Source organism: Bradyrhizobium sp. LeoA1Lang (genome assembly GCF_055413685.1).
Window position 1 is genome coordinate 1 of the sequence record NZ_JBVAPG010000324.1, and the last position, 3,853, is coordinate 3,853.

Below are 3,853 nucleotides of genomic sequence, written 5' to 3' on the forward strand. Positions count from 1 at the left end.
TCGACAACACCAGCTCGACGGTCTGGCGCTTGTATTCTTCGGTAAATGACCGACGTTGACGTTCCATTCAACACCTCCGGGCTCAATGAGCCTACTACAGGTGTCCACTCATTCGGAGGAGGTTCAGTCACCAGCACTACTTCGCGGCGCGGGGCAGGACGCGCAGCACGGGCGGGCGATCCTCGCCGCGGGTGCCTGTGACGATCAGCAGCGAGGCCGCGAGCAGGATCGCGACGGTCAGTCCAACCGTTACCAGTCCGACAGGTGTCTTCAACATGCTCTGGTCGCGATCTCAGTCATCGCGCCTTGCGTTGGTTGACGATTCTGAAACCACCGGATCAGGTCGAAAGCAGCATCGCCATCGTGACCTTGATCGACAGCATTGTCCGCGTGACCACAACACACAGTGACAACGCGCCGATCGTGACCGAGGTGGCGGTCGCGCTCGCCAGTCGGGACGGGACTGCTGGCGCGGGGCGGCTCTTGGAGCCGGCCGTGCCGTGCGACCATGTCATGGTCCAAATCCTCACATGCGCGGGCGAATCACCCACGTCGTCTGCTGGAGGATTCGCAATCGTCGCCGGCAATATTGCGGCGGCGACCGTGCGAAAAATGGCAAAATCACGGCGTAGTGGGAGGTTTTGCCCGTAATTTTACGGGCTATACCCGGAATTCCCGCTATTCAGGCCCCTGCGGCGATGCCCGCGGTGTCGTCGATTTCGGCCACCTGTCGCCAGTCCATCGCGACGAAGCCGGGCACGTGCTCGACCCGCCTGAGCCAGGCGCGGATCGCCGGAAAGGTGGCGAGGTCGAAATCGCAGCGGTCGGCGAGGTGGGTGTAGCCGTAGAGCGCGATGTCGGCGACCGTGAGCTGGTCGGCGGCGAAGAAGCGCGCGATCTTGAGATGGTTCTCCATCACTTGCAGCGCGGCATAGCCTCGCTCCATCCAATCCTCCAGCGCGTGGGTCTGGAGGTCGCGGCCGCCCTTCACCAGCGACAGCCAGAAATAGGCCGCGCCGATATTCGGCTCCAGCGCATGCTGTTCGAAGAACATCCACTGCAGCGCCTCCGCCCGGTCGATCACCGACTCCGGCGCGAGCGGCGTGCCGCCGGCGACATACCAGAGGATGGCGTTGGATTCGGCGAGATAGCGTCCGTTCCCGACTTCAAGCAGCGGCACCTGGCCGCTCGGGTTCTTCGCCAGAAACTCCGGCGTGCGGCTCTCGCCGCGCAGGATGTCGATCTCGACGGCCTCGTAGGGCGTATTCAGCAGCGCCAGCGCAAGGCGAACCTTGTAGCTGTTGCCGGAGCGCTGCATCGAATAGAGCTTGTACATCTTGCCCGAGTTCACCAATCGAAGGGCGTTAGCGGCTGATGGCGCCGCAAACGCAACCCCACAATGATGCCGATGGGGGTGCGTCGCAAGACCTGCAGGATGGAAAAAGTCGAAAACCGCTCCCGCAACGCACGCCTGCAGAATGATTCCATTGGCGCAGCAACGATCACGCCTCTGCTATCAGGTGATCACAGCGGGTCTGATCGAGGGTGTGCGAAGTAAAGCTGCGGCAAAAGTGCCGAGGAAACCCTGCTTTTCGCTTGCCGCTGCACCGCAACAGTCCTAGAAAAGGTCGTGCGCCGTTGTGCGTTCTTTCCACCAAAATTTGGAGACGATGATGTCCTTCCTGTCCGCTGCGCTTGACCGTGTGAAGCCGTCCGCGACGATCGCGGTCACGGATAAAGCACGCGCGCTGAAAGCGGCGGGCCGCAATGTCATCGGGCTGGGCGCCGGCGAGCCGGACTTCGATACGCCTGCCAACATCAAGCTGGCGGCGATCCATGCGATCGAGGCCGGCAAGACCAAGTACACCGATGTCGGCGGCATTCCCGAGCTGAAGGAGGCGATCATCGCCAAGTTCGAGCGCGAGAACGGCCTCAGCTACAAGCCGAACCAGGTGATCGTCGGCACCGGCGGCAAGCAGGTGCTCTACAACGCGCTGATGGCGACCATCAATCCGGGCGATGAGGTCATCATTCCCGCGCCCTATTGGGTGAGCTATCCGGAAATGGTCGCGCTCGCCGGCGGTGAATCGGTGCCGGTGGTGTGCACGGCCGAGCGCGGCTTCAAGCTCAGCGCAGAGGATCTGGAAAAGGCGATCACGCCGAAGACCAAATGGATCATCCTCAACTCGCCGTCGAACCCGACCGGCGCCGCCTATACCCGCGCCGAACTGAAGGCGATCACCGACGTGCTGGTGAAGCATCCGCATGTCTGGGTGATGACCGACGACATGTACGAGCACCTCGTCTATGACGACTTCGCCTTCACCACGCCGGCGCAGATCGAGCCGAAGCTCTACGACCGCACGCTGACGGTGAACGGCGTCTCCAAGGCCTATTGCATGACCGGCTGGCGCATCGGCTATGCCGGCGGGCCCGCGCAGCTCATCAAGGCGATGGCGACGATCCAGTCGCAGTCGACCTCGAACCCGTCGTCGATCTCGCAGTGGGCCGCCGTCGAAGCGCTCAACGGTCCGCAGGATTTCATTCCCGTGAACAACAAGGTGTTCAAGGAACGGCGCGACCTCGCGGTTTCGATGCTGAACCAGGCGACCGGCATCGACTGCCCGCGGCCGGAAGGCGCGTTCTACGTCTATCCGTCCTGCGCCGGCACGATCGGCAAGACATCGCCGAGCGGCAAGGTGATCGAGAACGACGAGGACTTCGTCACCGAGCTCTTGGAGAGCGAGGGTGTCGCGGTCGTGCACGGTTCGGCCTTCGGCCTCGGCCCGGCGTTCCGCATCTCCTACGCCACCAAGACCTCGGATCTCGAGGATGCCTGCAAGCGCATCCAGCGCTTCTGCGGCAATCTGCGATAGTCCGATCGGTCGAGCGAGATTGAGAGGCCCGCGCAAGCGGGCCTTTTTATTGTTCTTGAAGATGACGGAGCGCAACTTGGTTGCGCCGCCAATCTGGTACTGCCTTGAAGCTTGTGGCATAGACGAGCACGCGCCGCGGGCGGGCGCGATCCTTCGTTTCACCTCACGTCACATCTTTTCAGCCGGAGATATCTTCATGCGTCGCTTCGTTCTTCGCGCGGGCACGGCCATCGTCATGCTCGCATCCGTCATCACCGGCGCCAGCGCGCAGCAGCCGGAGCGCGTGCGGGTTGGGGTCCTGGAATGTCGCGGCGGCGCCAGCGTCGGCTTCATCGTGGGGTCGGTCACCCATCTCGGCTGCGTGCTGCGCGCCGAGGGCGTGCCGGAGGACCGCTACATCGCGACGATCCAGAAGGTGGGCCTCGATATCGGCATCACCGAGGAGACGGCGCTGGCGTGGGGCGTCTACGCGCCGGTTTCGCGGATCGGGCCTGGTGACCTCTCCGGCAATTATGCGGGCGCGCAGGGCAGCGCGACGCTCGGCGTCGGTGTCGGCGGCAACGTGCTGGTCGGCGGCTCCAACAATTCGATCGCGCTGCAGCCGCTGAGCCTGCAAGGCCAGGTCGGCCTCAACGTGGCCGCCGGCCTAGCGAGCCTGGAACTCCGGCCGGGGCGCTAAGGCCAGTGCCGTAGGGTGGGCAAAGCGAAGCGTGCCCACCCTACGACTTTGACGAAGACACATGCGCGATGCCAGTTGATGTGCCCTCGCCCCTTGTGGTAGAGGGCAGCTCAGGCGCGGGCCACCAACACGTTTGGGTGAGGGGTTCTCTCCACGAGTACCGTCGCTTGTGGAGACAACCCCTTGTATCTGCACGGGCATGATTTGTGCGATGGAAGCGATTTAGCGTCTTGGCCGGTGGCCACCGGCCAAGACGCGTGGCGAAGTCGCCCGTTACCCCCTCCGGCCACAACCGTGG

At 63.5% G+C, this 3,853-nt stretch carries 5 protein-coding genes; 2 read left to right on the forward strand and 3 right to left on the reverse strand.

What is annotated here, in order from left to right:
• Window positions 1-136 precede the first annotated feature (136 nt).
• From ACZYOF_RS42730 to ACZYOF_RS42740, 3 genes are all read right to left on the reverse strand, one after another.
• Complete coding sequence (locus ACZYOF_RS42730; RefSeq protein WP_282532337.1) at window positions 137-277, reverse strand: hypothetical protein; 141 nt, start codon at window positions 275-277, stop codon at window positions 137-139.
• Window positions 278-338: 61 nt separating this feature from the next.
• Window positions 339-515, reverse strand: coding sequence for a hypothetical protein (locus ACZYOF_RS42735; protein WP_463719491.1), 177 nt, complete (start codon window positions 513-515; stop codon window positions 339-341).
• Between the two features lie 167 nt (window positions 516-682).
• A complete protein-coding gene (locus tag ACZYOF_RS42740; protein ID WP_394569844.1) occupies window positions 683-1,336 on the reverse strand; it encodes a glutathione S-transferase family protein in 654 nt (217 codons plus the stop codon).
• A 337-nt stretch (window positions 1,337-1,673) separates the two neighbouring features.
• Between ACZYOF_RS42740 and ACZYOF_RS42745 the strand changes: the two genes are divergently transcribed.
• Complete coding sequence (locus tag ACZYOF_RS42745) at window positions 1,674-2,876, forward strand: pyridoxal phosphate-dependent aminotransferase (RefSeq protein WP_463719492.1); 1,203 nt, start codon at window positions 1,674-1,676, stop codon at window positions 2,874-2,876.
• A 196-nt stretch (window positions 2,877-3,072) separates the two neighbouring features.
• On the forward strand, window positions 3,073-3,555 hold the full coding sequence (locus ACZYOF_RS42750) for a DUF992 domain-containing protein (RefSeq protein WP_130584118.1): 483 nt from the start codon (window positions 3,073-3,075) through the stop codon (window positions 3,553-3,555).
• The last annotated feature ends 298 nt before the right edge of the window (window positions 3,556-3,853 follow it).

What these genes read in the sequence shown, in the direction of transcription:
- ACZYOF_RS42735 (WP_463719491.1), bottom strand. Translation starts at nt 515, where the DNA reads ATGACATGGTCGCACGGCACGGCCGGCTCCAAGAGCCGCCCCGCGCCA.
- ACZYOF_RS42740 (WP_394569844.1), bottom strand. Translation starts at nt 1,336, where the DNA reads ATGTACAAGCTCTATTCGATGCAGCGCTCCGGCAACAGCTACAAGGTT.
- ACZYOF_RS42750 (WP_130584118.1), top strand. Translation starts at nt 3,073, where the DNA reads ATGCGTCGCTTCGTTCTTCGCGCGGGCACGGCCATCGTCATGCTCGCA.
- ACZYOF_RS42745 (WP_463719492.1), top strand. Translation starts at nt 1,674, where the DNA reads ATGTCCTTCCTGTCCGCTGCGCTTGACCGTGTGAAGCCGTCCGCGACG.
- ACZYOF_RS42730 (WP_282532337.1), bottom strand. Translation starts at nt 277, where the DNA reads ATGTTGAAGACACCTGTCGGACTGGTAACGGTTGGACTGACCGTCGCG.